This window comes from Hydrogenophaga sp. GW101-3F08 (assembly GCF_059424585.1).
Genome location: NZ_JBWKZP010000001.1, coordinates 162,445 through 187,495 on the forward strand (window position 1 = coordinate 162,445; position 25,051 = coordinate 187,495).

At 64.1% G+C, this 25,051-nt stretch carries 29 protein-coding genes; 19 read left to right on the forward strand and 10 right to left on the reverse strand.

What is annotated here, in order from left to right; genetic code table 11:
* The first annotated feature begins 26 nt into the window (after positions 1-26).
* Entirely contained in the window at positions 27-1,721 is a 1,695-nt protein-coding gene (locus AC07YZ_RS00760) for an NAD+ synthase (protein ID WP_226493278.1), read from the forward strand.
* An 18-nt stretch (positions 1,722-1,739) separates the two neighbouring features.
* Here the strand turns inward: AC07YZ_RS00760 and AC07YZ_RS00765 are convergent, their stop codons facing one another.
* Entirely contained in the window at positions 1,740-2,786 is a 1,047-nt protein-coding gene (locus AC07YZ_RS00765) for an asparaginase (RefSeq protein ID WP_494793331.1), read from the reverse strand.
* 100 nt (positions 2,787-2,886) lie between these two features.
* On the opposite strand from AC07YZ_RS00765, the gene AC07YZ_RS00770 reads away from it, so the two are divergent.
* Positions 2,887-3,225 carry a P-II family nitrogen regulator gene (locus AC07YZ_RS00770; protein WP_068168637.1) on the forward strand — a complete coding sequence of 113 codons (339 nt, stop codon included), beginning with the start codon at positions 2,887-2,889 and terminating at the stop codon, positions 3,223-3,225.
* 26 nt (positions 3,226-3,251) lie between these two features.
* Here AC07YZ_RS00770 and AC07YZ_RS00775 read toward each other — a convergent pair whose 3' ends face one another.
* From AC07YZ_RS00775 to AC07YZ_RS00785, 3 genes are read right to left on the reverse strand one after another with little or no spacing between them, the layout of a single operon-like run.
* Positions 3,252-3,839 carry an LOG family protein gene (locus AC07YZ_RS00775; RefSeq protein WP_226493276.1) on the reverse strand — a complete coding sequence of 196 codons (588 nt, stop codon included), beginning with the start codon at positions 3,837-3,839 and terminating at the stop codon, positions 3,252-3,254.
* Positions 3,840-3,863: 24 nt separating this feature from the next.
* Positions 3,864-4,307 (reverse strand): diacylglycerol kinase, encoded by a 444-nt coding sequence (locus AC07YZ_RS00780; protein WP_413465764.1) that lies wholly within the window; start codon positions 4,305-4,307, stop codon positions 3,864-3,866.
* A gap of 18 nt (positions 4,308-4,325) precedes the next feature.
* The gene (locus AC07YZ_RS00785) at positions 4,326-4,805 is read right to left on the reverse strand and encodes an RDD family protein (protein ID WP_413465806.1); all 480 of its coding nucleotides are present in this window, start codon (positions 4,803-4,805) and stop codon (positions 4,326-4,328) included.
* A gap of 329 nt (positions 4,806-5,134) precedes the next feature.
* On the opposite strand from AC07YZ_RS00785, the gene AC07YZ_RS00790 reads away from it, so the two are divergent.
* From AC07YZ_RS00790 to AC07YZ_RS00815, 6 genes are all read left to right on the forward strand, one after another.
* Positions 5,135-6,910 (forward strand): acetolactate synthase 3 catalytic subunit, encoded by a 1,776-nt coding sequence (locus tag AC07YZ_RS00790; RefSeq protein ID WP_494793332.1) that lies wholly within the window; start codon positions 5,135-5,137, stop codon positions 6,908-6,910.
* 121 nt (positions 6,911-7,031) lie between these two features.
* Entirely contained in the window at positions 7,032-7,523 is a 492-nt protein-coding gene (gene ilvN, locus AC07YZ_RS00795) for an acetolactate synthase small subunit (RefSeq protein WP_226493273.1), read from the forward strand.
* A gap of 135 nt (positions 7,524-7,658) precedes the next feature.
* Positions 7,659-8,675, forward strand: a complete 1,017-nt coding sequence (ilvC, locus tag AC07YZ_RS00800) for a ketol-acid reductoisomerase (protein ID WP_226493272.1) — start codon at positions 7,659-7,661, stop codon at positions 8,673-8,675.
* A gap of 159 nt (positions 8,676-8,834) precedes the next feature.
* Entirely contained in the window at positions 8,835-9,644 is an 810-nt protein-coding gene (gene pssA, locus AC07YZ_RS00805; protein ID WP_226493271.1) for a CDP-diacylglycerol--serine O-phosphatidyltransferase, read from the forward strand.
* Between the two features lie 235 nt (positions 9,645-9,879).
* Positions 9,880-11,421 (forward strand): 2-isopropylmalate synthase, encoded by a 1,542-nt coding sequence (locus AC07YZ_RS00810; RefSeq protein WP_226493270.1) that lies wholly within the window; start codon positions 9,880-9,882, stop codon positions 11,419-11,421.
* A 176-nt stretch (positions 11,422-11,597) separates the two neighbouring features.
* Complete coding sequence (locus AC07YZ_RS00815; RefSeq protein ID WP_494793333.1) at positions 11,598-12,806, forward strand: serine hydrolase; 1,209 nt, start codon at positions 11,598-11,600, stop codon at positions 12,804-12,806.
* An 85-nt stretch (positions 12,807-12,891) separates the two neighbouring features.
* On the opposite strand, the gene AC07YZ_RS00820 is transcribed toward AC07YZ_RS00815, so the two are convergent.
* The 4 genes from AC07YZ_RS00820 to AC07YZ_RS00835 form a co-directional block, all read right to left on the reverse strand.
* Positions 12,892-13,695 carry an IclR family transcriptional regulator gene (locus AC07YZ_RS00820; RefSeq protein WP_226493268.1) on the reverse strand — a complete coding sequence of 268 codons (804 nt, stop codon included), beginning with the start codon at positions 13,693-13,695 and terminating at the stop codon, positions 12,892-12,894.
* 115 nt (positions 13,696-13,810) lie between these two features.
* Positions 13,811-14,548, reverse strand: a complete 738-nt coding sequence (locus AC07YZ_RS00825; RefSeq protein WP_226493267.1) for an arginyltransferase — start codon at positions 14,546-14,548, stop codon at positions 13,811-13,813.
* A complete protein-coding gene (gene aat, locus AC07YZ_RS00830) occupies positions 14,545-15,315 on the reverse strand; it encodes a leucyl/phenylalanyl-tRNA--protein transferase (protein WP_494793334.1) in 771 nt (256 codons plus the stop codon). Before aat ends, AC07YZ_RS00825 begins: the two co-directional genes overlap by 4 nt.
* An 87-nt stretch (positions 15,316-15,402) precedes the next feature.
* Positions 15,403-15,768: a VanZ family protein gene (locus tag AC07YZ_RS00835; RefSeq protein ID WP_226493265.1), complete on the reverse strand. Its 366-nt coding sequence runs from the start codon at positions 15,766-15,768 to the stop codon at positions 15,403-15,405.
* A gap of 382 nt (positions 15,769-16,150) precedes the next feature.
* Here AC07YZ_RS00835 and AC07YZ_RS00840 point away from each other — a divergent pair, with 382 nt between their 5' ends.
* The 10 genes from AC07YZ_RS00840 (at position 16,151) to AC07YZ_RS00885 (ending at position 24,084) form a co-directional block, all read left to right on the forward strand.
* On the forward strand, positions 16,151-16,546 hold the full coding sequence (locus tag AC07YZ_RS00840; protein ID WP_494793335.1) for an SHOCT domain-containing protein: 396 nt from the start codon (positions 16,151-16,153) through the stop codon (positions 16,544-16,546).
* Between the two features lie 84 nt (positions 16,547-16,630).
* On the forward strand, positions 16,631-17,578 hold the full coding sequence (locus AC07YZ_RS00845) for a hypothetical protein (RefSeq protein ID WP_494793336.1): 948 nt from the start codon (positions 16,631-16,633) through the stop codon (positions 17,576-17,578).
* On the forward strand, positions 17,575-19,179 hold the full coding sequence (locus tag AC07YZ_RS00850; RefSeq protein ID WP_494793337.1) for a hypothetical protein: 1,605 nt from the start codon (positions 17,575-17,577) through the stop codon (positions 19,177-19,179). Before AC07YZ_RS00845 ends, AC07YZ_RS00850 begins: the two co-directional genes overlap by 4 nt.
* On the forward strand, positions 19,176-20,588 hold the full coding sequence (locus AC07YZ_RS00855) for a hypothetical protein (protein ID WP_494793338.1): 1,413 nt from the start codon (positions 19,176-19,178) through the stop codon (positions 20,586-20,588). The genes AC07YZ_RS00850 and AC07YZ_RS00855 overlap by 4 nt, the downstream gene beginning before the upstream one ends.
* Entirely contained in the window at positions 20,588-20,794 is a 207-nt protein-coding gene (locus AC07YZ_RS00860; protein ID WP_494793339.1) for a hypothetical protein, read from the forward strand. The genes AC07YZ_RS00855 and AC07YZ_RS00860 overlap by 1 nt, the downstream gene beginning before the upstream one ends.
* A 2-nt stretch (positions 20,795-20,796) precedes the next feature.
* Positions 20,797-21,324: a hypothetical protein gene (locus tag AC07YZ_RS00865; protein WP_494793340.1), complete on the forward strand. Its 528-nt coding sequence runs from the start codon at positions 20,797-20,799 to the stop codon at positions 21,322-21,324.
* A 2-nt stretch (positions 21,325-21,326) separates the two neighbouring features.
* Positions 21,327-22,427, forward strand: a complete 1,101-nt coding sequence (locus AC07YZ_RS00870; protein ID WP_494793341.1) for a hypothetical protein — start codon at positions 21,327-21,329, stop codon at positions 22,425-22,427.
* On the forward strand, positions 22,424-22,777 hold the full coding sequence (locus tag AC07YZ_RS00875; RefSeq protein WP_494793342.1) for a hypothetical protein: 354 nt from the start codon (positions 22,424-22,426) through the stop codon (positions 22,775-22,777). Before AC07YZ_RS00870 ends, AC07YZ_RS00875 begins: the two co-directional genes overlap by 4 nt.
* Before the next feature lie 46 nt (positions 22,778-22,823).
* Complete coding sequence (locus AC07YZ_RS00880) at positions 22,824-23,348, forward strand: hypothetical protein (RefSeq protein ID WP_494793343.1); 525 nt, start codon at positions 22,824-22,826, stop codon at positions 23,346-23,348.
* Between the two features lie 280 nt (positions 23,349-23,628).
* The gene (locus AC07YZ_RS00885) at positions 23,629-24,084 is read left to right on the forward strand and encodes a hypothetical protein (protein ID WP_494793344.1); all 456 of its coding nucleotides are present in this window, start codon (positions 23,629-23,631) and stop codon (positions 24,082-24,084) included.
* A 9-nt stretch (positions 24,085-24,093) separates the two neighbouring features.
* Here AC07YZ_RS00885 and AC07YZ_RS00890 read toward each other — a convergent pair whose 3' ends face one another.
* Both AC07YZ_RS00890 and AC07YZ_RS00895 read right to left on the reverse strand, forming a co-directional pair.
* Complete coding sequence (locus AC07YZ_RS00890; protein WP_494793345.1) at positions 24,094-24,330, reverse strand: hypothetical protein; 237 nt, start codon at positions 24,328-24,330, stop codon at positions 24,094-24,096.
* A 9-nt stretch (positions 24,331-24,339) separates the two neighbouring features.
* A complete protein-coding gene (locus AC07YZ_RS00895; RefSeq protein ID WP_494793346.1) occupies positions 24,340-24,717 on the reverse strand; it encodes an Arc family DNA-binding protein in 378 nt (125 codons plus the stop codon).
* Between the two features lie 111 nt (positions 24,718-24,828).
* On the opposite strand from AC07YZ_RS00895, the gene AC07YZ_RS00900 reads away from it, so the two are divergent.
* Positions 24,829-25,005: an Arc family DNA-binding protein gene (locus tag AC07YZ_RS00900; RefSeq protein ID WP_494793347.1), complete on the forward strand. Its 177-nt coding sequence runs from the start codon at positions 24,829-24,831 to the stop codon at positions 25,003-25,005.
* The last annotated feature ends 46 nt before the right edge of the window (positions 25,006-25,051 follow it).

Consider the following 25,051-nt stretch of genomic DNA (forward strand, 5'->3'; position numbering starts at 1 on the left):
CCCCCGCAGCAACTTTTCCAGATTCCATGACACTTCCCATTTGCGTGGCTCAGCTCAATTTCGTGGTGGGCGACATGGCCGGCAACGCCCGCAAGATCATCGATGCGGCGCGCCAGGCGCATGGCCGCGGCGCACGGGTGTTGCTCACACCCGAACTCGCCCTGTGCGGCTACGCCGCCGAAGACCTGTTCCTGCGCCCCGCCTTCATCGACGCCTGTGATGATGCCCTGAAAACCGTGGCCGCCGAGACCGCCGGCCTCAATGGCCTGCACATCGTGGTGGGTCATCCGGCCAGGGCGGCGGGCGCGAGCAACGTGGACCGGCGGGAACGCAGCGTGTCGGTGGCCCGCCTGCACAACGCCGCGAGTGTGTTGCTGGAAGGCCGGGTGCAACAGACCTACGCCAAGCGCGAGCTGCCCAACTACCAGGTGTTCGACGAACGGCGCTACTTTGTGCCGGGCCACGAGGCCTGCGTGTTCGACGTGCGCATGGCGGGTGACGTGGTGCGGGTCGGTTTGCTGATCTGCGAGGACGCCTGGTTCGACGAGCCGGCGGCCGATGCCCAGGCCGCTGGGGCCGACGTGCTGGCGGTCATCAATGCGTCGCCCTTTCACACCGGCAAGGGCGGCGAGCGCGAAGCCACCATGCGCGAGCGCGTGCGTGCCACCGGCCTGCCGCTGGTCTATGCCCACCTGGTGGGCGGCCAGGACGAGATCGTGTTCGAGGGGCGCAGCTTCGTGCTCGGCGACGACGGTGCGCTGGCGGGCCGGGCGGTGAGTTTTGAGGAAGCGCTGTTTGACGTGGCCTTCACTCGGCAGGGGTCGGGCTGGCGGATCGACGCCACCACCGACCGCGCCCACAGCCAGGAGGCCGACCTGTGGCACGCGCTGGTGCTCGGTGTGCGCGACTACATCGGCAAAAACGGATTTCCCGGAGCGATCCTGGGCTTGTCGGGCGGGATCGACTCGGCCCTGGTGCTGGCCATTGCGGTGGATGCGCTCGGCAAGGACCGGGTGCGCACGGTGATGATGCCCTCGCCCTACACGGCCGATATCTCCTGGATCGACGCGCGCGACATGGCCGAGCGCCTGGGTGTGCGCTACGACGAGATCGCCATTGCGCCGCAGTTCGACGCATTCAAGGCCAGCCTGGCCACCGAGTTCGCCGGCCTGCCCGAAGACACGACGGAAGAAAACCTGCAGGCGCGCATCCGCGGCACGCTGCTGATGGCCTTGTCCAACAAGTTCGGCAGCATCGTGCTGACCACCGGCAACAAGAGCGAAATGGCCACCGGCTACTGCACGCTGTACGGCGACATGGCGGGCGGTTTTGCCGTGATCAAGGACGTGGCCAAGACCCTGGTGTTCCGTCTGGCGCGCTGGCGCAACGCGCACGACCCCTATGGCACCGGTGCCAACCCGATCCCCGAGCGCATCATCACCCGTCCGCCCAGCGCCGAGCTGCGGCCCGACCAGAAAGACCAGGACAGCCTGCCCGAATACGCCGTGCTCGACGCCATCATCGAGCGCTACATGGAAAACGACCAGAGCCCCGACAGCATCGAGGCGGCGGGCTATGCGCGCGCCGACGTGGACAAGGTGGTGCGCCTGATCCGCATCAACGAGTACAAGCGCCGTCAGGCGCCGGTGGGCATTCGCGTGACCCACCGCAGTTTCGGCAAGGACTGGCGCTACCCGATCACGAGCAAATATCGGGCTTGAGTCTCCCGCTGAAACGGCCTAGGAAAACGGCAACTCCAGCACCGCGCGTAGCTCGCCCACCTCGATGCCGGCAGCATTTTTCAGCGGCGGCGGGATCAGGCTGGCCAGGACCGCGCGGCTTTGTTCATCGAGCCAGCCGAGCTGCTCCAGCGCCGCCACGAAAGCCACCATCAGTGGCGTCAGCTGGCCGTCGCTGCATTTGGCCGCGATGGCCACGCCACGGCTGAAACTGGCCAGCACCTGCACACCGTCGGCGCCCACCTTGCTCACCCAGTCGCCACGGCCGGCGCGCATCAGCGCCAGATCGTTGCGACCCTGTCCACTGACCAGCTCGGGGTGTTGGCTCATGGCGCGAGCAATGCGCTGCGGGGCATCGCCGTACACCGGGTCCGGCGCGGCGAGCGTCAGGCGGGCGAAAGCGTGGGCCAGCGCGCGCAGCGGCAGCGCGTAGTTGGGGGCGCTGCAGCCGTCGATGCCCCACACCAGCTGGTCCACCGGCACACCCGAGAAATGGCTCACACTGGTCCGGATCTGCTCCTGCACCGGGTGGTCAAGGTCGAGGTAGCCGCTCAGGGGCAGGCCGAGCGCACTGGCCAGCAACAACATGCCCGTGTGTTTGCCCGAACAGTTGTGGTGCAGACGGGTGAATCGCGCACCGGGCTCGGGCGTGGCGTCGTTGAAGCGGTAGAAGAACGGCGTGTGGGTGCCGCAGGCCAGCGCCGACTCGCCCGCGTCGATGCGGGACAGCAGCGCAGCAACGCGCTCCACGTGCATGGGCTCGCCGTTGTGGCTGGCGCAGAGCAGGGCGATGTCGGCGTCGTCCAGCCGATGGCGCTGTGCCGCCTGCGCAATCACGGGCATGGCTTGAAACGGCTTCAGCGCCGAGCGGGTGAAAACCGGCGTGTCGACGTCTCCCACACTCGCCAGCAGCCGGCCCTGCGTGTCCACCACGGCCAACGATCCGAAGTGGACGTTTTCCGGATGGATGCCCCGGACACTGACGGTGATGGGCACGTGGCGGGGCAGGGCGTGGGGCGCGGTGCGGACGGCTTCGGAAATGGGCATGGGCATGCTTCGATTGGGGGTGCCTTCAGTGTACGCAGCGTGCGGCTGGCCTTGGGCATAAACTAGCGCATTCCCTCAAGACTTGCCCTGGAGAACACGCATGAAGCAGATCACCGCCGTCATCAAACCATTCAAGCTGGAGGAGGTGCGTGAAGCCTTGGCCGAGCAGGGTGTGACCGGTCTGACCGTGACCGAGGTGAAGGGGTTTGGGCGCCAGAAGGGACACACCGAGCTGTACCGGGGCGCCGAATACGTGGTGGACTTTCTGCCCAAGGTAAAGGTGGAGGTGGTGGTCAAGACCGACGACCTGGACCGCTGTGTCGACGCCATCATCCGCGCCGCGCGCACCGGCAAGATCGGGGATGGCAAGATTTTCGTCACCTCCGTCGAGCGGGTGGTGCGCATCCGCACCGGCGAAGAAGACGAAACCGCGGTTTGAGGGGAAGCGGCGGGTCCGCCCCCCATTCAGATCGCGTCGAGCTGGGCCGCGGGTGACAGGCCCGCAGCCTGCACCAGTTCGGGCAGCAGCCGGTGTGCGTCGCTGTCGACGCGGATCAGGTCCATCTGCCAGGCGCCCATGAACTGCGCTTCGACGCTGGTGCGCAGGAACTGCATCAACCCATCGTAGTAACCCGCCAGGTTGAGCAGGCCCACCGGTTTGTCGTGGTAGCCCAGCTGGCGCCAGGTCCAGACTTCAAAAAACTCCTCGAACGTTCCAATGCCGCCAGGCAGCGCAACGAATGCGTCCGCCTTTTCGGCCATCAGACGCTTGCGTTCATGCATGGTGTCGACCACGTGCAGTTCGGTGCAGCTGTGGTTGGCCCATTCCTTCTCCACCAGGGCCTTGGGGATGATGCCGACCACGCGCCCGCCCGCGTCCAGCGTGGCCTGGGCCACGGTACCCATAAGGCCGTTGCGACCACCGCCATAGACCAGTTGCCCTCCATGGCTGCCGATCCAGTGACCGACTGTGCGGGCAGCGTCGGTGAACTCGGGGCGGGCGCCAGGGCGGGAGCCGCAATAGACACACAGGGAAAAGTGGGGGGCCGTCATGGGAAGTTGAAGAAGGTGAGGTGTTCAGACCAGCCGGGTCCAGAGCGCCGCAGTCCAGACGCCGAAACAAAGCAGCAGGCTCAGCAGCACGGCCGCGCTGCCCATGTCCTTGGCGCGTTTGGAGAGGTCGTGCCATTCCGGGCCGATGCGGTCGATGGCGGCTTCAATGCCGGTGTTCAGCAGTTCGACCACCATCACCGCGAGCACGGTGCCCGCCAGCAAGGCCACCTCGACCCAGCTGCGGCCCAGCCAGAAGGACAGCGGAACCAGCACCAGGGCGGCCAGCGCTTCCTGCCGGAAGGCCGTTTCGCCCCAGCCCGCGCGCAGTCCGGCCATGGAGTAACCGAAGGCGTGCAGCATGCGCGCCAGGCCGGTGCGCTGTTTCTGGGCGTTGACGGGTTCGCGGGCGGAACGGGTTGACACCGCAGGTGCGGTTGTGGCGGGGCGGTTGGGGGTGGTGGTGGGCATACCGGTAGACAAGAGACTTCAGGCCTGATGTTGGGCCGCCTTGAGGGGCGCTGCAGGCTTGTGGTGAACCAGCCGCGTGCCCGCGAGTGCGTCGTGCAGGAACTGGCGTTGGGGATGGAAGCGCGAAAGAACCGCCCAGATGGCCACCCAGCCGATCACGATCACGGTCAACTCGCCACCGGGCAATCTGAACGCGCCACCCACGGCCAGCGGTGGCAGGAACCACATCCACGACAAGAGGTAGCGCAACAGCGCCCGCGCCTGGGTGAGCGGCTGCCCGCGGCGGTCCACCACGCGGATGTGCCAGGTCTTCAAGGCCAGCGTCTGGCCTTTGGCCCAGAACCAGGTGAAGTAGATGCCGAACACCACGAACAGAAAGCCCTGTTGCAGGTGGCGGTTGTCGAGCGCGTGGCGGGTTTGGGTGAGTGTCGAAAACAGGTAACCGGCAATGAACACCACGCCGAACAACAGGATGCCTTCGTACAGCCAGCAGGCCATGCGGCGTGTCAGGGACGGGGCGGTCAGGGAGGGCTGGGCCTGCAGGTTGGTGTCGGACGCGGTCATCGGATGCGGTGGAAAGTGGCCCCGAATTGTCGCATTGCGGCCAATATTCGCGGCCTGGCCACGATTGCATCCACCCTTGTTGATCCACAAGACGTGTTGCAGTGCGATAATCACAGGCTGCAATTCAACAGGCAAACGGGCCAAGGTCCGGCGGGTTATGTGTCCGCCCATGTCCATTGGCCTCAAGTCCCGACACCGCTTCACAAGAGTGGGTGAAGGGGCACCCAAGGTATTTCGTCAGAGAAATTCTCGAAAGGTTCATCATGGAAATCAACAAGGCCGAGCTGGCCTCCGCTGCCGCTGCCTCCGGTGCAGCCCCCCAAGAACTCCGCGGCGCAGAAATCCTCATCAAGGCCCTCCAGGCCGAAGGTGTGAAGTACATCTGGGGCTATCCCGGCGGTGCCGTGCTGCACATCTACGACGCGTTCTACAAGCAGGACACCATCCAGCACGTGCTGGTGCGGCACGAACAGGCCGCTGTGCACGCCGCCGACGGCTACGCGCGCGCCACCGGCGATGTGGGCGTGGCGCTTGTCACCTCGGGTCCGGGCGTGACCAATGCCATCACCGGCATCGCCACCGCCTACATGGACAGCATTCCCATGGTGATCGTCACCGGCCAGGTACCCACCGCCGCGATCGGCCTGGACGCCTTTCAGGAATGCGATACCGTCGGCATCACGCGCCCCATCGTCAAGCACAACTTCCTGGTGAAAGACGTGCGCGACATGGCGATGGTGATGAAAAAGGCCTTTCACATCGCCCGCAGCGGCCGGCCCGGCCCGGTGGTGGTGGACATCCCGAAGGACGTTTCTTTCAACAAGACCGTCTACACCGGTTACCCCGAGTCGGTGGTGATGCGGTCCTACAACCCGGTGCGCAAGGGCCATGGCGGCCAGATCCGCAAGGCATTGCAGCTGTTGTTGACGGCCAAGCGGCCCTATATCTACACCGGTGGCGGCGTGCTGCTGGGCAATGCCGTGCAGGAGTTGCGCACGCTGGTCGACATGCTGGGTTACCCGGTGACGAACACGCTCATGGGCCTGGGTGCCTACCCGGCGACCGACCGCAAGTTCCTGGGCATGCTGGGCATGCACGGCACGGTGGAGGCCAACAACGCGATGCAGAACTGCGACGTGCTGCTGGCCGTGGGCGCGCGCTTTGACGACCGCGTGATCGGCAACCCCAAGCACTTCGCGCAGAACGAGCGCAAGATCATCCACGTCGACATCGACCCGTCGAGCATCTCCAAGCGCGTCAAGGTGGATGTGCCCATCGTTGGCGACGTGAAGGACGTGCTGACCGAGCTGATCAGCATGGTGCGCGAAAGCCCGCTCCGGCCCGACGAAAAGGCGCTCGCGGGCTGGTGGGAAGCCATCGAAGGCTGGCGTTCGAAGGAATGCCTGAAGTACGACCGCGGCAACAAGGACGTGATCAAGCCGCAGTACGTGGTGGAAACACTCTGGAACATGACCAAGGACGCCGATGCCTACATCACGTCCGACGTCGGCCAGCACCAGATGTGGGCGGCGCAGTACTACAAGTTCAACGAGCCACGCCGCTGGATCAACTCCGGTGGCCTGGGCACCATGGGCGTGGGCATTCCCTATGCCATGGGTATCAAGCTGGCCAAGCCCGAGAGCGAGGTGTTCTGCGTGACCGGTGAAGGTTCAGTGCAGATGTGCATCCAGGAACTGTCCACCTGTCTGCAGTACAACACGCCGATCAAGATCATGGCGCTGAACAACCGCTACCTCGGCATGGTGCGCCAGTGGCAGGAACTCGACTACGAGGGCCGCTACAGCCACAGCTACATGGACGCGCTGCCCAACTTCGTGAAGCTCGCCGAGGCCTATGGCCACGTCGGCATGCTGATCGAACGCCCGCAGGACGTGGAACCGGCGCTGCGCGAAGCGCGCAAGCTCAAGGACCGCACGGTGTTCATGGACTTCCGCACCGACCCGACGGAGAACGTCTTCCCCATGGTGCGCGCCGGCAAGGGCATCACCGAGATGACCCTGGGCGCCGAAGACCTCTGACCCTGTTCACCCTGCCGCCCATCCATTTTGGGTGGTCGGCAGTCCCTTGACGAATCTATTTGCAGCCAAGCCTGCGCATTACCGTGCGCAGGGGAGGGCTCAGAAAAGAGGAATCTCATTCATGAAACACATCATCGCTGTCCTGCTCGAAAACGAACCCGGCGCCCTCTCGCGTGTGGTTGGCCTGTTCTCTGCGCGGGGCTACAACATCGAATCCCTCACCGTGGCCCCCACGGAAGACCCCAGCCTCTCGCGCATGACGATCCAGACCACCGGGTCGGACGACGTGATCGAGCAGATCACCAAGCACCTGAACCGCCTCATCGAGGTGGTCAAGGTGGTGGACCTGACCGAAGGCGCCTACACCGAGCGTGAGCTCATGCTGGTGAAGGTGCGCGCGGTGGGCAAGGAGCGCGAGGAAATGAAGCGCATGGCCGACATATTCCGTGGTCGTGTGATCGACGTGACCGAGAAAAGCTACACCATCGAACTCACTGGTGACCAGGGCAAGAACGACGCTTTCCTGGAAGCCATCGACCGCACCGCCATTCTGGAAACGGTGCGCACCGGTTCCTGCGGCATTGGCCGGGGTGAGAGAATCCTGCGCGTTTGACCTATTTCAGGGCTCAGCCATTGGCCCGTTCTGGCTGAGCCTGTCGAAGCCCCTGTCCACCGGATGGGGGTCCCGAGAGCCCTTCGACAGGCTCGCGAAGAACGGCAACACACCTCAAATCCACTGGAGCAATAGATGAAAGTTTTCTACGACAAAGACTGTGACCTGAGCCTGATCAAGGGCAAGACCGTGGCCATCATTGGTTATGGCTCACAAGGCCACGCCCATGCACAAAACCTGAACGACAGCGGCGTCAAGGTCGTGGTCGGCCTGCGCAAGGGCGGCGCTTCCTGGGACAAGGTCGGCAAGGCCGGCCTGACCGTGATGGAAGTCAACGACGCCGTGAAGGCGGCTGACGTGGTCATGATCCTGCTGCCCGACGAGCAGATCGCCGAGGTCTACACCAACAACGTCGCTCCCAACATCAAGCAGGGTGCTTCGCTGGTGTTCGCCCACGGTTTCAACGTGCACTACAACCAGGTCGTGCCCCGCGCCGATCTGGACGTGTGGATGGTGGCGCCGAAGGCCCCTGGCCACACCGTGCGCAACACCTACACGCAGGGTGGCGGCGTGCCCCACCTGATCGCCGTCCACCAGGACAAGAGCGGCAAGGCACGTGACCTGGCCCTGTCCTACGCCATGGCCAACGGCGGCGGCAAGGCCGGCATCATCGAGACCAACTTCAAGGAAGAGACCGAGACTGATCTGTTCGGCGAGCAGGCCGTGCTGTGCGGCGGTGCCGTCGAGCTGATCAAGATGGGTTATGAAACCCTGGTCGAAGCCGGTTATGCCCCTGAGATGGCCTACTTCGAGTGCCTGCACGAACTCAAGCTGATCGTGGATCTGATCTACGAAGGTGGCATCGCCAACATGAACTACTCGATCTCCAACAACGCGGAGTTCGGCGAGTACGTGACCGGCCCCGAAGTGATCAACGAAGAGTCGCGCAAGGCCATGCGCAACGCTCTGAAGCGCATCCAGAACGGTGACTACGCCAAGATGTTCATCCAGGAAGGCCGTCTGAACTACCCGAGCATGACCGCCCGCCGCCGCAACACCGCCGATCACCAGATCGAAGTGGTGGGCGCCCAGCTGCGTGCCATGATGCCCTGGATCGCCAAGAACAAGCTGGTCGACCAGACCCGCAACTGATCCGGGCGTGGAAGCGCTGCCGGGCGAGCGACCCGTGGCGCTGTCCATTGCGATGCAAGGGCCACTTCGGTGGCCTTTGTCTTTTCAGTCGGTGGACTCGCTGGCTTACACTGCCACCCACGAGCCTTGGCTCGCCATACGGCTCCAACCGAGACATTCATGCACGACGGAATCGATCCCCTGAACCAGACAACCATTGAACCACCGCGGCGGCGCAAGGGCATCTACATGTTGCCCAACATGATCACGCTCGCTGCGCTGTTCGGTGGGTTCTACGCCATTGTCATGGCCATGAACGGCCGCTTTGATCTGGCCACGGTCGCCATCTTCGTGGCCATGGTGCTCGACAGCCTGGATGGCCGCGTGGCCCGGATGACACACACACAAAGTGCGTTTGGTGAGCAGATGGATTCGCTGTCCGACATGGTGTCGTTCGGTGCCGCGCCCGCGTTGATTGCCTACGTCTGGACGCTCAACGATCTGGGGCGCTGGGGCTGGATCGCCGCGTTCGTGTACTGCGCCTGCGCGGCGCTGCGGCTGGCCCGCTTCAACGTCAACACCGGCGTGGTGGACAAGCGCTTCTTCCAGGGGCTGCCATCGCCAGCGGCCGCGGCTCTGGTGGCCGGGTTCATCTGGCTCATGACCGAGGCCGAGATACCTCCCTCGGATGTGACCTGGGTGATGTTCGCTCTCACCCTGTACGCTGGTTTGACCATGGTCACCAATGTGCCCTTCTACAGTTTCAAGGACCTGAGCCTCAAGAAGAGCGTGCCGTTTGCCGCGATTGTGCTGGTGGCCCTGGGTATCGCCATCATCAACATCCATCCGCCCACTGTCTTGTTTGGCCTTTTCGTGGTCTACGGCCTGTCGGGGTACGCGGTCTATTTCTGGCGCAAGGCCAAGGGGCGCCCGACCAGTGTGATCAGCACCTCCACCGATGAACCCGATGAGCGTGGGTTGCACGATTGAGCGGGTCCATGGCGTTTGCGACGTCACGTTGTCTCGGCGGGTCTTCCTTTGTGATACATTGCTTGACATGAAACAAGTTTCGCTCTCGCTACTACTGGGTGTCCACAACGGGCAGGTCTGGTAACGCGCGAGTGATTTCCAACAACGGCCCGTTTGCACCTGCAGCGGGCCGTTTTGTTTTGGGCTGCGGGTTTTTTCAAGAGTGGTCTACGAGACCACACACCGGAGAATTGAGATGAGCGACAAACTGATCATTTTTGACACCACCTTGCGCGACGGCGAGCAGTCGCCCGGCGCTTCCATGACCAAGGACGAGAAGCTGCGCATCGCACGCCAGCTGGAACGCCTGAAGGTGGATGTGATCGAGGCCGGTTTCGCTGCCAGCTCCAACGGTGATTTTGATTGTGTGCAGGCCATCGCCAACACCATCAAGGATTCCACGGTGTGCTCGCTGGCACGGGCCAACGACCGCGACATTTCCCGTGCGGCGGAGGCTCTCAAAGGGGCCAACCGGGCGCGCATCCACACCTTCATTGCGACCAGTCCGTTGCACATGGAGAAGAAGCTGCGCATGACGCCCGATCAAGTGTTCGAGCAGGCCAAGCAGTCGGTGCGCTTTGCCCGCAATCTGGTCGACGACATCGAGTTCAGTCCCGAAGACGGTTATCGCAGTGACATGGACTTTCTTTGCCGCGTGCTCGAGGCGGTCATCAAGGAAGGCGCCACCACGCTCAACATCCCGGACACAGTGGGCTACGCGATTCCCGAGCTGTATGGCGATTTCATCCGCACCCTGCGCGAGCGCGTGCCCAACTCGGACAAGGCGATCTGGTCCGTTCATTGCCACAACGACCTGGGTATGGCGGTGGCCAACTCGCTGGCGGGTGTCAAGATCGGCGGCGCTCGTCAGGTGGAGTGCACCATCAACGGCCTGGGTGAGCGCGCTGGCAACTGTTCGCTGGAAGAAGTCGTGATGGCGGTGCGCACGCGTCGCGACTATTTCAACCTCGACGTGGGCGTTGATACCACGCAGATCGTGCCTGCCAGCCGCATGGTCAGCCAGACCACGGGTTTCGTGGTGCAGCCCAACAAGGCCGTGGTGGGGGCCAATGCCTTTGCCCATGCCAGTGGCATCCACCAGGACGGCGTGCTCAAGGCGCGAGACACCTATGAAATCATGCGGGCCGAAGACGTTGGCTGGAGTGCGAACAAGATTGTGTTGGGCAAGCTCAGCGGTCGGAATGCCTTCAAGCAGCGTTTGCAGGACCTGGGCATCGAGATGGAGTCCGAGAGCGAGATCAACACCGCATTTGCCGCCTTCAAGGAACTGGCCGATCGCAAGAGCGAGATCTTCGACGAAGACATCCTCGCCCTGTGCAGTGACGAGAGTGTGACCACCGAGAAGGAGCAGTACGGCCTGGTGTCGCTCTCGCAGCGCAGTGAAACCGGCGAGCGGCCCCATGCCCGCGTGGTGTTTACCGTGGCGGGCAAGGAGTTCCTCGGTGAATCCGACGGCAACGGGCCGGTGGATGCCTCATTGAAAGCCATTGAAACCCATGTCAAGAGCGGCGCCGAACTGGTGCTGTACTCGGTCAATGCCATCACGAGTGGTTCGACCGAAAGCCAGGGGGAAGTGACCGTGCGGTTGCAACACAGCGGGCGGGTCGTCAATGGCGTGGGGGCGGACCCGGATATCGTGGTCGCGTCGGCCAAGGCCTATCTGAGTGCGCTCAACAAATTGCACAGCAAGGCTGACCGTGTGGCAGCCCAAGGATAAAGCTTTTGAAATCAATGACTTGCAAATCTTGGTATCGTGAACAGTTGAATTGATACCGAAAGTAGCACCTGTTCTACCGATCATCGAAGAAACTTAGGCAAGCTTTTGATATTGCTAGTTTTTCTTGGGTTGTCTATACTCCACTCCAGCACAACATCTGTTGCTGGAGTGGCGTCATGGTCTTTTGCTCGAATCGCATCCGAAAAATCCTGCAAACGACCGCCTGCCTGGCTCTAACCGCCGCGCTGGCCATTCCGCTGTCGGTGCAGTCCGCCACCCAGACCCGTTCGAGCGAAAAAGGCAAAAGGCCTGTCGCCACCAAGTCCGCGGACAAAAGAAACACGGCGGTTGCCAAAACCCATGCCCGGAAGACGTCGGTTGTCCAGGCCAAGCGCAGCACCGCGCCGAGCTCCAAGCGACTGGCCAAGAACACCCGCAAAAAGTCGGCAACCACCCTGGCGAGGTCAAAGGGCGGCAAGCTGCGCGTGGCCAGCAGCAAGTCCCGGCGGTATACGGCGGCCGCGTACAGCCGGCCAGCGAGCGTGGTCCGTGTGTCCGTGCCGGCCCGGCTGTCCGTGGGCGAGCGCCTGGGGCTGCGCAGCAGCCTGGACCCGCTGGACTTGAACTCGAGCGTGGCGCTGGTGATTGATCAGGACACCCGCGAAGTTCTGTTCAGCAAGAACGACGCGGCGGTGCTTCCCATCGCTTCGTTGACCAAACTCATGACGGGTCTGGTGATTGCCGACGCCAACCTGCCGATGGATGAATTGATCACCATCACCCAGGATGACGTGGATACCCTCAAAGGAAGTCGGTCGCGCTTGGCAGTGGGCACCACCCTGAGCCGGGGTGAGTTGATGCACCTCGCTTTGATGTCCAGCGAGAATCGCGCTGCCCACGCGTTGGGGCGTACCTACCCAGGTGGCTTGCACCAGTTCGTGAGCCTTATGAACCAGAAGGCTTTTGAGTTGGGTATGGGCGATACCCGCTACGTGGAGCCCACCGGTCTGTCGAGCCTGAATCAGTCCAGTGCCCGTGATCTGGCCACGCTGGTGTCTGTGGCCTACGAGCGGCCGATTCTGCGCAGTCTGTCCACCTCGCCTAGCTACTTGGTGGAGCTGGGCGATCGCATGCTTCAGTTCAAGAACTCCAATCGTTTGATTCGCAGTCCGGATTGGGACATCGGGTTACAAAAGACGGGCTATATCTCTGAAGCGGGCCGATGCTTGGTGATGCAGGCGAAGGTGGCGGATCGCAAACTCATCATGGTGTTCCTGGACTCGGCGGGTAAGCTGGACCGTGCGCAGGATGCCGAGCGTGTGCGTCGGTGGGTGGAGGCCCAAACGCCGCCGTCTCAGGCCGTGCTTGTCAGACCTCAAGGCTGAGCATTCCGGAATGAGCGGGGCACAAAGAGTTCCGCCGATAAAAAAACGGTCCGACAGGGACCGTTTTTTTTGTTGAAAGAAGCATTCAGGGGCCGACCGGTGCCAGATTCTTGACGTTGGGGCAACCCAGTGCGGCAGATATCTCTGCCGCAGTGGAGCGCAGCCGGGGCACCCAGCTTTCATCGATGCGGTCGGCGGGTGCGGAAATCGAGAGGCCTGCCACGAGCTTGCATTGGTCGTCGTAGATGCCTGCCGCCATGCAGCGCACGCCCAGCTCCAGTTCTTCGTTGTCACGCGCCAGACCCGCCTGGCGGCACTGGATCAGTTCGCGCTCCAGCGTGGCCAGCTGGGTCAGGCTGTTTCGCGTATTGCCGGCCAGACCGGTGCGTGTGGCATAGGCACGCACGCGTTGCGGATCGTCAGCGGCCAGAAACAGCTTGCCGACGGAGGTGAGATGCAGTGGTGCCCGACCACCAATGGCGCGCACCACCTGCATGCCGGAGCGCTCACTGTAGGCCCGTTCCACATACACGATCTCGTCGCCCTGGCGAACACTCAGGTTGACCGGCTGTTGGATCAGCTTGTGCAGCTCGCGCATGGGCAGCAGCGCGGCATCGCGCACGCTCAGACGTGCCTTCACCAGATTGCCCAGCTCCAGCAGCCGCATGCCCAAACGGTAGCTGCCGGCTTCTGGTCTGTCCACAAAACGCCCGATGGTCAGGTCGTTGAGGATGCGGTGGGCTGTGGATGGGTGCAAGCCGGTCTTTTCGCTGATTTCCTTGAGTGAAACCGGCTCCTCGCGTGCGGCCAGCACCTCCAGCAGGTTGAACATGCGTTCGATCACCTGGACGGTGGGGGTGCTGGGCAGGTTGTCGGATCGTTTGGTCATGGGCTCAAATTGGGTTGAGCATATTTTACAAGATGAAATGACGTTTCCTGCCCGCTTCGGGCTGACGACGCGTTTCGATGATCAGGCAAGCGCCGCCCTCGTGGCGGCCGATGGCTCAGTCTCGAGCGATCCAGTGTCCATCTATGAGCACTTCGTGCGGACGGAACCCGGACTTGTAGCGCATTTTGTCGCTCTGGGCGATCCAGTAACCCAGATAGACATGGGGCAGGTTCAGGGTTCGGGATTGCTCGATCTGCCAGAGCACGCTGTACGTGCCGTAGCTCGCCTTGTCATCGGGCTCGTAGAACGTATAGACCGCCGAGAGGCCGTCGTTGAGCACGTCCACGATAGACACCATCTTGAGTTGCGGGGGGTGTCCGTTTCTGGCCGGTTCGTGAAACTCGATCAATCGCGAGTTGACGCGGCTTTGCAGGAGAAACTGGGTGTACTGGTCGATGCTGTCGTGATCCATGCCCCCGCCTGCGTGGCGGCTGTTCTGGTAGCGCAGGTACAACTGGTAGTGTTCCGGGACGAAGCACAATTTGAGCACCCGGGTCTGCAGGTGCGCATGGCTGGCCAGGCAGCGCCGCTGGCTGCGACTGGGGGCAAAGCGCTTCACCGGAACCCTCAACGGCACACAGGCCTGGCAGCCATCGCAGTACGGGCGGTAGGTGAACATGCCGCTGCGGCGAAAGCCGTGCGTGACCAGGTCCGAGTAAGCGTCGTTGTGGATCAGATGGCTCGGTGTGGCGACCTGCGAGCGGGCCTGATGCCCTTGCAGATAGCTGCAAGGGTAAGGCGCTGTGGCATAAAACTGCAGCGCCTGAAGAGGGAGTTCTTTGAGGTGCGTCACACTCGAATGCCGCCTTCATTCAGGATTTCCTCCCAGTATACGGGGAGGAAATCCCACTGCGGCGTTGCATGTTGGAGGGCCATGCGCAGGTGGCGGCAGAACGCTTCGCGCGGCATGAGCTCGCCACCCAATGAAGCCAGGTGGGAGGTGTCTTGCTGGCAATCAATCAAGGGCAGGGCATGGGCGCGACAGAAAGCCACCAGTGCCGCCAGCGCTATCTTTGAGGCATCGCTTTGCCGGCAGAACATGGACTCGCCATAAACCATGCCGCCCAGATTGACGCAATAGAGACCGCCAGCGAGCTCACCGTCGATCCAGGTTTCCACGCTGTGGGCCATGCCGGCGCGGTGCAGACGGACATAGGCCTGAACCATGGGTGGCAGGATCCAGGAACCACTTTGTCCGGCGCGACGGGTGTGCGCGCAGGCCTGAATAATGCGCTCGAATCCGTGGTCGAACCGGATCTCCAGCCGCCCCGTCTTGAGCAGGGTTTTCAAGGTCTTGCGCAGGGAGCGGTGCAGCCGGAAGCGGCGACAGTGAAGCACCATGCGCGGGTCGGTGCTCCACCACAAGATGGGTTGCCCAGCGCTGTACCAGGGAAAGATGCCCTGCGAATAGGCGGCAATCAATGTGGGCACGTCCAGCACGCCGCCCGCAGCCAACAACCCTGGGGCGGGATCGGACGGACCCCAGGCGGTCTCAACGGGTGGAAACGACTGCCCAGGTTCCAGCCAGGGCAGCGTCCGGGTGGGCGGCGATTGCGTCATGCCCGTATTGTGCGCGGTTGCCCATGGTCGGTGCTGTCGAGCTTGTCAGGCCGTTGAGCATGCCGTGAAATCTGCAATGGCCCGTGTTCAGCCACCGGCGTGCGGTACACGCAAGCGAAGCAAACCCCAGAGCAGGACCCCTGTCGCAATGCCCAGGGCATCGGCCAGCAGATCCAGCCAGTCCCCATACCGCCAGCCGGTGGCCGACTGGATCATCTCGATGGCCCCACCGTACGCCAGCAGCCACAGGGCCAGGCGCCATGGGCGCGTGGGATAGGGCTGCAGACCCAGCAGAGCCAGGCCGGCAAAAGCCAGCGCATGCTGGGCCTTGTCCCAGACATTGAGCGTCTGGGGAGGCAGGAATTCGACGGGCATCAACGAGAGCACCGCCACGACAATCAGGCTGAGCCAGAAAACCGATCGCTTGATGGTCATCATGAGAGGGGTGGGCAAGGGCCAGGAGTGCGAGTGCGTGATGCCGCCAGAAACAACAAAGGCCTTCCGAAGAAGGCCTTTGTTGTTTAACGTGTTCTGGCTCCCGGAAACGGCGTCACTACGAACACAGGTGCTGGAGATTTTGAGGCCGTTCATGGGTGTTGGGCGTGGACAGACAGAGCCTATCAGCTTTGCGAGCGCGGGATGAGGTGGCAGTATTCGTTCCGTCTCCTCGACTTTCCTGTTGCAAGGAAAAACTGAACTGGGGCCGGCTCGCAAGGGCCGGCCCTTTTTCTTTGTGGTGTCGGGATCACTTTATGATCTGCTGCACGCGCTGCCGGCTGGATACGGTGGCGCTTTGTCTGGTGTTTCCAAGCTGCAGCAATATCGGGGGTGAAGTGTGGAGTTCCTTTTCTTCTGGGTGGTTTTTTCGGTTCTTCTTGGGTGGTGGGCGTCCAGCCGCGGCCGGATTTGGGCCGACTACTTCTTGTTGTCCCTGCTGCTTTCGCCTCTGGTTGCGATGATCGTGCTGTTGGTCAAACCAGACCTGGCGAAGGAGGCGCGGCGACTGGCGGAAAAGCGGTCCGATGACGCCCGGCGCGATCAGGAACGACGCGAAGAGCATGAACGGCAGATCGAGTCGATCAGGGTGCTGGCGAACGCAGGGCCGACTGCGGGCGTCTCGGTTGCCGATGAGCTGACCAAGCTGGCGAAGCTGCTCGATGACGGGCGGCTGACGAATGAGGAGTTCGCGGCGCAGAAGGCGGCGTTGCTGGCTGGCGGACGTTCGTCCTGACCATCCTGCTGACACCTGCAAATTGGTCCGAAAGGGGGCAGATTGCCCCCTTTTTTTGCGCCTGTGCCCCGCTGATGATGGGGCATGCCCAAGGACTGGTCGGCTGAGCTTTCGCACGTCGCTTTCAGGTGCGGTTCATGCCGCGCCTCGTGGACGGGTGCGCCTGATCTGGTGGAGCCGCTGCCCGAGCAGGAATACCACCCGTTCGCCTATTTCGCCCATTGCCCGAGGTGCAAGGCGGAGCACCAGCCGCAGGCGAGCTGGGAGCGCGCTTTGATGAAGGCGCACCAGACCGCCACCGGGCCACGCACCGACGATGGCAAGGCCGCCACGGCGCGCAACCTAGAGGGCCACCCGACCGCCGAGGAGGCGCTGCGCACGCGCTTCAACGCGATGAAGCACGGGATGACGGCGCGCACGGCGACCTACTTCCCAGCCAAGCCTGACCGCTATTCGTTTTGTGCCCGGTGTGATGTGGATCGGGTGTGGTGTGGGCAGCAATCGGCGTGCGTGAAGCAGACCGAGATTTTCATGTTGCACCATGCGGCGTTCGAGCAGCGCGACCCGCGCAAGCTGTCCGGGCTGCATGCTGACCTGGCTGCCAGCTTGACGGCGATGCTGCAGATGGCGATTCAGGAGGTGCTGGGCGAGGGCATCACGATCACGCAGCCTCGGGTGGAGCTCGACCGCGAGGGCAATCCGGTGACGCTGACGTACCTGGATGCCCAGGGCGAGCGGCAGTACATCATGAACCGGCAGAGCAACCCGGCGATCAAGGCGGTGACGGAGCTGGTGAGCCGCCTGGGCCTGAGCATGAACGACCTGGGCATGACGGTGCGCGCGGCGGACGCCGAGGACGATGTGTTCAAGGGCCGGCTGAAGGACGATGAGGACACGCGGGAGAGCATGGCGGCGTTCGGGGCCCGGATGCTGGACGCCACGCAGCGCGCGCGCGAGCAGATCGAGGCGGCGCAGAAGCGCAAGGCGGCGGACCCGGTGCTGGTGGAGTTTCAGGCGCGGGGGCAGTCGTGAGGACGAGCGCTGCCGAGCGGGCCAAGAGCAGCATCGTGGCGGAGCGGGCGATCATGAAGTACGCCATGCCGGACCCTGGCACGGGCATTCGGCCGCACGCACTGTGGCACAAGTACGTGCACAACGTGGAGCTGGACCCGATCCAGCTGCTGAAGATGCAGGAGATGGATGAGCACCGCAACACGGTGGATTTTTCCAGCCGGCGCACGGGCAAGACGGCGGTGAAAGAGATGTACCACCTGGAGGGGCTGGCCACGACGCCGCACCAGGAGCTGGGCATCGTGGCGCCTCGGATGCAGCAGAGCCAGAACAATCTGAACTACCTGATCGACGGCATTCGGCGCAGTGAGATGCTGAGCGCGTTCATTGCCCACAAGCAGGGGCGGCCGCAGCTGAAGGACACGTCGTTTGCGTTCGTGAACGGCTCCAAGGCGAGCGCCTACGGGATCATGAGCCAGATCGACGGCGACTCGATCACGATGGCGAGCCTGGAGGAGACCGACGACATGCCGCAGGACCGGCTGATGAGCCGCTTCCTGCCGATGCTGGGCGCGGCGCGGCGCCTGGGCGTGGACCGCAAAACGACGGAGTTCAAGCCGAGCATCCGCATCAGCGGGGTGTACAAGGGCGCGGACGTGCTGCAGCGGCTGATCGACACCGGGGAATACCACACGCTGCCGGCGGTGGACGTGCACCTGGGGGTGGAGCTGGGCATGGTGGACCCGAGCTGGGCGGAGAGCATGCGCATCCAGCTGCCGCCGGAGGAGTACATCCGGCAGTTCCTGTGCCAGAACATCAAGGCACGGAACTGGATCTGGGAGGAGCACATCCGGCGCGCGTCGGCCCTGGGCCTGGAGGCCGGGCTGGAGCGGGTGGGGCCGGTGCCGGGCCAGCGGTACAAGCGGCGTGGGTTGCTGAGCTTCGGCTATGACCACACCGGCCACGGCGAGGACCCGGCGGCGTCGAAGAGCGCGCTGGTGGTGACGGAGCAGCTGGGCAACTGGATCACGTTCCCGTTCGTGAAGCTGTGGCAGCCGGGGGTGGATGACCGGTTGTTGGCCAAGGACCTGGTTGCGCTGTGGGACTACTTCCGCCCGGATTACGCGATCGGCGACGCCTACGGCGTGGGCATGTTGACGGCGGTGAACGATGAGCTGTTCCGCCGGGGCCTGACGCACATCAACCGCGAGACGGTGCTGGACGGGCAGAGCACGGGCAGCGCCTGGGCCGGCTGGGCGTTTGCGCCGATGCGGTTCGAGGGGATGACCAAGCACGTGATGGCCAGCGCGCTGCGCGAGGCTTTCCACCACAACCGGGCCGCGTTCCCCTACGTGGACACGGCGAACGAGCGCGAGCCCGAGGAGTGGCTGGCGTTCTGCCGGCAGCTGGGGAACATGAAGGCGGTGCCCACCCAGGCGAGCTACAGCAGCTTCCAGATGGTGGACCGCAAGACGGGCGACGACTTGTTTGACGCGGCGATGGCCGGCGTGTACGCGCTGCTGACCCGTGGCCTGGCGGACGCGCCGACCGTGATCGAACACCGGCGCGTGAGCCGGGAGAACCTGCTGGGCATGCCCGGCGCATTGGGATTGCCCGCATGAAAACACGACTTGAAACCGCAAAGCAGGGCTTGGCGATGCTGTGGCAGAGCCTGACCCCGTTCGCATCGAGCCTGCCGGGGGAGAAGGGGTCGCGGCTGGCCAGCGATGAGTCGCTGGAGCGGACGTACCGCACGATGTTCATCGACTACGACCGGCGCGCTCTGGTGCGGCTGATGCGCGAGATGGACCAGAAGGACGGGCGGGTGAAGAGCGTGCACGGTCGGGTGGCGCGCGACGTGATCCGGGGTGGGCTGGTGCTGGAGGTGAGCGAGAAGGGCAGCAGCGAGACGCTGAAGCGCGAGTGGGCCGGGTTTGTGGCGCGGCTGCAGCTGGGCCGCTCGGAAAAGCTCAAGAGCGACGCGCGCGGGCTGGTGATGGAGGGCAACCTGGCGCACCAGCTGGTGCTGGACGATGGCGCGGCGGGCGAACAGCGGCAGGTGATGGCGGCGCTGCGCATGCCTTCGGACACGATCGTGCCGCTGGTGGACGCGGGGGGCCGGTTCAAGAACCCGGCCGCGGCCTACGAGCAGCGCGACGTGATGACCGGGCAGACGCTGGCCAGCTTTCCGGCCTGGCAGCTGATGATGAGCCGGCTGGACCCGCTGAATTTCGATGACCTGGGCAGCATGGGCCGGCCGTGGCTGGACGCGGTGGCCAGCACCTGGCGCAAGCTGGTGATGACCGAGGAGGACCTGGTGATCCGCCGCCGGCACCGCGCGCCGCTGCGGCTGGTGCACGTGCTGGAGGGGGCGGACGATCCGACGCTGAAGCAGTACCGCAAGGATGTGGAAGGCGAGAAGGCGGAAATCACGACCGACTTCTACCTGAACCGCAAGGGCGGTGTGACGGCGATCAGTGGCGACGAGACGCTGGGCGACATTGGCGACGTGGCGCACCTGCTGGACACGTTCTTTGCCGGCAGCCCGGCGCCCAAGGGCCTGTTTGGCTACACCGGCGGGCTGGCGCGCGACATTCTGGAGGACCTGAAGCGCGGCTACTACGACGAGGTGGACGGCCTGCAGGACCTGCTGGCCGGGGCCTATGTGGTGGCGTTCCGCATCCACCTGCTGTTCCGCGGCATGGACCCCGGACCCGACGAGTTCACGGTGCGGTTTGCCGAGCGGCGCACCGAGACGCCGAACCAGGTGGCCGACCTGGCGCTGAAGCACATGGCGCTGGGCATCCCGCAGGACGAGATCGACCTGTTGCTGGGCTACGACCCGGACACGCTGGCGGAGAAGCGCAAGGAGCAGGCGAAGCGGACCGACCCGTACCCGGTGCCTGGCGCGGTGGGGGGGAGGGCGGTGGCGCCTCCCCGGGTGAGCGTGACGCCGGGCAACGCACCCAAGGGCGAGAGCGCCACGGCGGTGAGCCAGCCGGGGAGCAATGGCGGGAAGGGGCGGGCGTGATGCATTGCAGCTACTGCGGTAGCCACTCACACACCATTGAGCTGTGCCCCAAGACGGCCGGCGGCTCGGTGGCCCGCCAGAACCTGCGCTGCACCTACTGCGGCAGCACCGAACACAGCATTCAGGCATGCCCGAAGACCTACGCCGGCAGCGCCGCGCGTGCCTGGTATCCCGACCGCGTTGCCGACCACTTCAAGAAAGACTGACCATGCTCTATCGCAAGAAACCCGTGACGATCAATGCCGTGCAGTGGTTCAAGGATGGCGACCACCCTGCTGTGACCTTTGTTCCGGCTGTGATCCGGTTCGATATTCACGGGCACTACTACTACGTGGACGGCCTGCACCAGGCATCGCAGCCGATGGCAAATTGCTGGCTTGCCGTTGATCCTGCTGGGGCGATCGCTCAGAAGCACGGCGTCGGCCTGCCGTTTGCCATGTACGAAGTCAAGGCAGGGAAGGAAGAGCCTGTGGCCGACCACCCATCGCTACTGACGCGGTACATGATGGACCAGGGCTGGAAGGATGCGCCAGCGGACTACGGCCTGATCGAGACCCTTGAAGGCCGCATGGTGGTGACGCCGGGGGACTGGATCATCACCGGGGTGAAGGGCGAGCACTACCCCTGCAAGCCTGACATCTTCGAGCAGACCTACGAGCCTGCCGTGGACCTGACCATGGCCGATGCGCTGGCCGACCTGAACGGCACGCCACGGCCTGACCACCCTGGCGCCTGACCATGAAAACCGCCGCCGCGATCCGCCGGGGCAGCCAGCAGGCGCGCAACGCCATGCGCGAGCTGGATGCGGCCACCGTGAAGGAGCAGCTGCAGATCTACACCGATGCGGCGGAGCAGGTGCGCGCGGCCATCTCGAGCCGGCTGGACGGCAGCAACATGGTGCCGCGCGAGGGCCTGCAGGCGCTGCTGCGGCAGATCGAGGACATTCTGGCTGCGCTGTCCCAGCGCCGTGACGATCTGCTGATGGACCGGCTGGCCGATGCGGCGGCGCTGGGCGTGCGGCCGTACACCGCCCAGGGGGTGGCCGCTGTGGGGGCCGCCGGGCCAGCGCAGGCGGTGCTGGACAGCGCCGCGGCGATGCGGGTCAGCCAGGATGCGGTGCGGTTCGTGCAGACGTTCACCGCGGCCGATGGCCTGCAGCTGAGTGACCGGCTTTGGCGGCTGGATCAGGGGGCGAAGGAGGTGCTGCAGCGCGCGATCGGGAACGCGGTGGTGCAGGGCTGGAGCGCGAGCCGGGCGGCGGCTGAGCTGGCCTACGCCGGCCAGCCGGTACCGCCGGAGCTGGCCCTGCAGTTGAACCGGGCCAAGGGGCCGGCGCTGGCGCGCGTGGCCGATCTGCTGCACACCGGCGACGGGGCGGAGGTGTGGAAGGCGGACCGGGTGTTTCGCACCGAGATCAACCGGGCGCACGGCGAGGCGTACATGGCCGGGGCGGAGAAAACGCCGGGGTTCGTGGGGTTCAAGTTCCTGCTGAGCCCGGCGCACCCGGAGCCGGACATTTGCGACCTGCTGGCCTCGCAGAACCTGCACGGCCTGGGCAAGGGCGTCTACCCGAGCCGGGAGGCCACGCCCTGGCCCGCGCACCCGAACACGCTGAGCTTTGTGCAGGTGGCGTTTGCCGATGAGGTGACGGATGCGGACCGGGCGGGCAAGGAAACCGAGCTGCAGGCGCTGCAGCGGCTGGCGCCGGAGGTTCGGGCCGGTGTGCTGGGCGTGACGAAGGCGCAGTACTTCGACGCTGGGTTGCTGCGCTCGAAGGGGATGATCCGCGCGCCGCTGCGGGCGGTGACGGCTCGGCTTGAGCGGCAGGGGGTGCTGTGAACCCACGCCTTCTGTCTTCCTACCTGGTGGAGATCAAGGACCGGTTCCCGCCGGCTCGCGCTCTGTTGGTGCTGGATGACAAGACGCTGCGCCGCTACGTGCTGAGCTGGTCGCCGCTGCTGGTGCGGGTGGTGAAGGACTGGCCCGACGACGACTCGCTGACCGCGGCCTGGGATTGTGTGGAGGTGGACACCGACGCGCTGGCCGACCTGACCGGCGACAGCCGGCCCGGCATGGCCGCCGCGCTGCGCCAGCTGCAGCGGCTGGAAATGATCTACCCGGACGGCACCATCCCCGCGGCGGTGACGCGGGTGCTGAACAAGCGCTTCAAGATGGAGGCGGAGGAGTAGGGCGGTAGCATTCAGGCTTCCTCAACCGTCTCAAGGGAGTCTCCACGTGCTTCGCCGTCTCATCGTCGCTTCTGTCCTGACTGTTCCGGCCATGTTGGCTTTTGCCCAGCAGAACTTTCAGGATCGCAAGGCCATCATCGTCAACGTCAGCCCACACATCGAGCTGAGTGAATTCAGCTTCCAGAACACGAGCCGCGATCGGCGGGACCGTTTTGAGCAGGGGTTGACCTGGAAGAACATCGGGAAGCAACCGGTGGTGGCCACTGAAATCATCGTGCTGAAGTACGACCCGTTCGACCAGCGCCAGATCGGCACACGCTTCGAGGTGCAAGGCAAGAACAGCGTGGACTGGTCTCCATTGCTGCCCGGCGAGCAGGCGCGCGACGGGACCATCGAAATCGGACATGAAGGCACCTATACGGCCGTGGCTTACGTCAGGGCGGTGCGGCTCGTCGACGGCACCGTGTGGCGCGTGAACGAGGGCGAGCTGGCGGCAAAGCTGCGGCAAGTGGTCCCGGGCATTCGGGACTTTGGAAGCCTCAAACCAGATCCAAAGTCACCTGAGAAGTGAAAGCCTGGACGACGCTCACCCTTGCTCTTGCGCTGACCGTCGGGGTTGCACCGGCTGGCAGCGCTGCAGCCCGCAGTGCTGCCGAGCGCGCCGCCTTCATGCGGCACAACCCCTGCCCAGCAACAGGCCTGCGCCGTGGTGCCTGCCCAGGGTGGGAGGTGGATCACCGGCATCCGCTGTGCGCTGGAGGAGCCGACCACCGGGACAACATGCAGTGGCTGACGGTGGCGGACCACAAGAACAAAACCCGGCTGGACCGGTTCATTTGCAGGAGACAGCCTTGATCAATACCCAGACGCGGCAGGCCACCCGCGCCGCGCTGCGCGCAATGCTGGCCCAGCAAATACCCGGCATGCCGCTGGCCCAATGGGACCATCCGCAGCCGTCTGTGTTGTTCTGGCGGGCGTTCGTGGCCGCGGGCGGCTTGGTGCTTGACTCGAGTATCTGGAACATCGAGCGCGGCGCCGTCGCTGGCGTGGCCCAGGCGGTGGAAGCCGCGCTGGTGGCTGGGAAGTGTTCCAGCAAGGCCTGTGCTGCGTTCATGTGGGAAACGCCGGAGCGGCACGACTGGCTGCGCGTTGATGACGGCTATGAGGTGGCACCGTGCTACTACCTGGACGAGGCGTTGACCGACCTGTTCACCCATGCGATCAACCGCTCATTGCTGGCGGTTCAGGTGCTGCAGGGCATCGCCGAACCGGGTGAACTGGATCGACTGGATATGGCGCCGCGCTGATACCCGCTGCTATGCAGGTCGACACGCGACAACCAAGGCGCCGATGGTTGCAGCGCCGACCAGGAACGACCACAGGGCCCTGATGGCTGGGGCCATGGCCTGCCGCCGCAGCCAGACCTCTGCGTAGGGTGTCATTTGGCCGAATCGACCGGCCTTGACGTCTTTTTTCAAGGCGTGCATCCCACGTGTCGTCGCGATGTTTTCACAGAGCGCTTCGGCCCGGTCCCTGATGTTTTCATCGCGCATCGATGGGCCTCATTTCCGCTCCATGAACATGTCGGCGTTGGGCGGCACCACGAGCTTTGCAGCCTCGATCACCGTTGAGATGTCCTGCAGCTTGGCGCCCGGCTGGATGGTGACCTGGAAGACCGTTCCGCCCTTGCTCTGACCCAGCAGCACCAGGCGCGTGAGGGCTTCCTCTGGCGTGCCGCCTCGGGCTTCGATTTCGTCGTCTACGGCGTCCTGGACTGCTTGAGGGAGCGCAGCACCGCCGTTGCTGAACGAGTCGCGCAACCGCGCGGCCACTTCGGCATTGAAGCTGCGACCGGCCACATATGCCGACTTTGTGACCTGCTCTTTCAGGTCTGCCGGGAGTCGGAGCGGGTAGGCGGGAGCTTGGTGCCGGTCTGTCATGGGATGGATTGTGGATGTCAAAAAGTATTCTTTCAAAGATACATATTGACATCCACAACAAAAGAATCTAAATTTCATCCACACCAAATCCGGTGTGAATGAAAGGAATCCATGAACCAGAAACCTGAGGCAAAGACCGAGCAGGCACGGCCGGTGTCTCTTCGACTCCCTGATGAGTTGCGCAAGTGGCTCAAGCACCAGGCCGTTGAACACGACCGCAGCTTGAACGCTGAAATCGTGGCGTTGCTGCAGGAGCAGCGCGACCGAAAGGCCGCTCGTGCAACCTGACCCCACCAAAGGAAACGCCCCGGCTGCGTCAACAGCCGGGGCGTCA

Excerpts from the sequence above, each read along its gene's own strand:
- AC07YZ_RS00900 (WP_494793347.1), top strand. The coding sequence starts at position 24,829 with ATGAACCAGAAACCTGAGGCAAAGACCGAGCAGGCACGGCCGGTGTCT.
- AC07YZ_RS00895 (WP_494793346.1), bottom strand. The coding sequence starts at position 24,717 with ATGACAGACCGGCACCAAGCTCCCGCCTACCCGCTCCGACTCCCGGCA.
- ilvN (WP_226493273.1), top strand. The coding sequence starts at position 7,032 with ATGAAACACATCATCGCTGTCCTGCTCGAAAACGAACCCGGCGCCCTC.
- AC07YZ_RS00770 (WP_068168637.1), top strand. The coding sequence starts at position 2,887 with ATGAAGCAGATCACCGCCGTCATCAAACCATTCAAGCTGGAGGAGGTG.
- AC07YZ_RS00815 (WP_494793333.1), top strand. The coding sequence starts at position 11,598 with ATGGTCTTTTGCTCGAATCGCATCCGAAAAATCCTGCAAACGACCGCC.
- AC07YZ_RS00790 (WP_494793332.1), top strand. The coding sequence starts at position 5,135 with ATGGAAATCAACAAGGCCGAGCTGGCCTCCGCTGCCGCTGCCTCCGGT.
- ilvC (WP_226493272.1), top strand. The coding sequence starts at position 7,659 with ATGAAAGTTTTCTACGACAAAGACTGTGACCTGAGCCTGATCAAGGGC.
- AC07YZ_RS00845 (WP_494793336.1), top strand. The coding sequence starts at position 16,631 with ATGCCCAAGGACTGGTCGGCTGAGCTTTCGCACGTCGCTTTCAGGTGC.
- AC07YZ_RS00785 (WP_413465806.1), bottom strand. The coding sequence starts at position 4,805 with ATGGCCTGCTGGCTGTACGAAGGCATCCTGTTGTTCGGCGTGGTGTTC.
- AC07YZ_RS00860 (WP_494793339.1), top strand. The coding sequence starts at position 20,588 with ATGCATTGCAGCTACTGCGGTAGCCACTCACACACCATTGAGCTGTGC.
- AC07YZ_RS00775 (WP_226493276.1), bottom strand. The coding sequence starts at position 3,839 with ATGACGGCCCCCCACTTTTCCCTGTGTGTCTATTGCGGCTCCCGCCCT.
- AC07YZ_RS00765 (WP_494793331.1), bottom strand. The coding sequence starts at position 2,786 with ATGCCCATTTCCGAAGCCGTCCGCACCGCGCCCCACGCCCTGCCCCGC.
- AC07YZ_RS00810 (WP_226493270.1), top strand. The coding sequence starts at position 9,880 with ATGAGCGACAAACTGATCATTTTTGACACCACCTTGCGCGACGGCGAG.
- AC07YZ_RS00760 (WP_226493278.1), top strand. The coding sequence starts at position 27 with ATGACACTTCCCATTTGCGTGGCTCAGCTCAATTTCGTGGTGGGCGAC.
- pssA (WP_226493271.1), top strand. The coding sequence starts at position 8,835 with ATGCACGACGGAATCGATCCCCTGAACCAGACAACCATTGAACCACCG.
- AC07YZ_RS00820 (WP_226493268.1), bottom strand. The coding sequence starts at position 13,695 with ATGACCAAACGATCCGACAACCTGCCCAGCACCCCCACCGTCCAGGTG.
- AC07YZ_RS00890 (WP_494793345.1), bottom strand. The coding sequence starts at position 24,330 with ATGCGCGATGAAAACATCAGGGACCGGGCCGAAGCGCTCTGTGAAAAC.
- AC07YZ_RS00865 (WP_494793340.1), top strand. The coding sequence starts at position 20,797 with ATGCTCTATCGCAAGAAACCCGTGACGATCAATGCCGTGCAGTGGTTC.
- aat (WP_494793334.1), bottom strand. The coding sequence starts at position 15,315 with ATGACGCAATCGCCGCCCACCCGGACGCTGCCCTGGCTGGAACCTGGG.
- AC07YZ_RS00855 (WP_494793338.1), top strand. The coding sequence starts at position 19,176 with ATGAAAACACGACTTGAAACCGCAAAGCAGGGCTTGGCGATGCTGTGG.
- AC07YZ_RS00870 (WP_494793341.1), top strand. The coding sequence starts at position 21,327 with ATGAAAACCGCCGCCGCGATCCGCCGGGGCAGCCAGCAGGCGCGCAAC.
- AC07YZ_RS00780 (WP_413465764.1), bottom strand. The coding sequence starts at position 4,307 with ATGCCCACCACCACCCCCAACCGCCCCGCCACAACCGCACCTGCGGTG.